This window comes from Streptomyces sp. NPDC059003, from assembly GCF_042740445.1.
Lineage (GTDB): Bacteria > Actinomycetota > Actinomycetes > Streptomycetales > Streptomycetaceae > Streptomyces.
Window position 1 is genome coordinate 1 of record NZ_JBHYJH010000450.1, and the last position, 1,107, is coordinate 1,107.

The 1,107-nt window shown below is 66.9% G+C and carries 1 pseudogene; it reads left to right on the forward strand.

Features of this window, described 5'->3' with window-relative positions:
- Positions 1 to 76: 76 nt before the first annotated feature.
- Positions 77 to 1,080 (forward strand): annotated as a pseudogene (locus tag ACFWZ5_RS46530) (IS5 family transposase).
- Positions 1,081 to 1,107 lie beyond the last annotated feature (27 nt).

Below are 1,107 nucleotides of genomic sequence, written 5' to 3' on the forward strand. Positions count from 1 at the left end.
CTAGGGACTGTGTCAGGTTGTGATCGTCCTTGGGTTCCGGGCCCGAGAGTGCATGATACCTGGTAGGACGCTGGGTGTGACGTGGAGGCAACTTACCGACGAGCAGTGGGAGTTCATCTGTCCGTACCTGCCGATAGGCGAGTACGGTCCGTACCCCCAGCGGCTGCGGGACCAGTTCGAGGGAGTGATCTGGCGGTTCCGGTCCAGTGCCCAGTGGCGGGAGATGCCCGGGGAGTTCGGTCCCTGGCCCACTGTCTTCGGCCGCTTCCGGGTGTGGAAAGACGCGGGCGTCTTCAGTGCACTGCTGGAGGGCCTGATCGCCGAGGCCGCCCGACGGGGTGAGACGGACTTGTCCCTGGTCAGTGTGGACTCCACCACGGTCCGTGCCCACCACGATGCGGCCGGGATGCGCATCGGCATGGAGGTGACGGAGGCTCTGGAGGAAGCCGCCGCCGAGCAGGAACGGGCCCGGCAAAAGGGGGCGGCCCGCACAAACAGAACGGGCGGGACTACGAAGACGACCCCGAACAGGCGGAACGGCGACGCATCCGGCGGCGCCGCGGACTCCGTTTGAGGCAGGCCCTGATCGGCCGGTCCCGGGGCGGGCTGACCAGCAAGATCCATCTCGCCGGGGACCGCAGGTGCTGGCCGCTGTCGCTCGTGCTGACCGCCGGACAGGCCGCCGACAGCCCGCAGTTCGTCCCCGTGCTCAAGAAGGTCAGGACCCGACTGCCCGTGGGTCGGCCCCGCACCCGGCCCGGTGCTGTCGTCGCGGACAAGGCCTACTCCTCCCGAGCCAACCGCGCCTACCTGCGCAAACGCCAGATTCAGGCGGTCATCCCGGAGAAGAAGGATCAGGCTGCCAACCGGAAGAGGAAGGGAAGCCGGGGCGGCCAGCCCGTCAGCCACGACGCCGAACTCTACAAAGAACGGAACACCGTCGAGCGACTGATCAACAAGCTGAAGGCCTGGCGGGGCATCGCGACCCGCTACGACAAGACACCCGAAAGCTACCTCGCGGGCCTCCACCTCCGCGCTTCGATGATCTGGATCAACGACCTCCTGAAGACCCCCGACTGATCACAACCTCACACAGTCCCTAGTCGG